General features: G+C 67.8%; 1 protein-coding gene. It reads right to left on the reverse strand.

Annotated elements, in window-relative coordinates; all coding sequences use genetic code 11:
• Positions 1-276 (reverse strand): hypothetical protein (locus CH341_RS32475; RefSeq protein ID WP_146604768.1); only part of this gene is annotated, 276 nt, incomplete at both ends.

The following is a 276-nucleotide window of genomic DNA, read 5'->3' on the forward strand; positions in this document are numbered from 1 at the left end:
CCGGGTCCGGCGTCTCGGCAAGGGCAGCCAGAAGAGCCGGCGTAAATTCCGTCAGTCTCTCGCGGGCGGTGGTGGACCGCGTCGCCTGATAGCGGCCGAAATGCCAGGCACGCACCGTCTCCGTCACGTTCGCCGGCTGGCGGAAGCCGAGCTGCGACAAGGTCTCAAGCGTGCCCGGATCGTCCTCGCCGCCCGTAAAGACGAGATTGCCGAGCTCGGTCGAAAGCGGCGCCGCCTCCTCGAACAGCTCCTGATAGCGTGCGGCGACGGCGTTGA

The sequence above is a fragment of the Rhodoplanes roseus genome (genome assembly GCF_003258865.1).
In the GTDB taxonomy this organism is placed as follows: Bacteria; Pseudomonadota; Alphaproteobacteria; order Rhizobiales; family Xanthobacteraceae; genus Rhodoplanes; species Rhodoplanes roseus.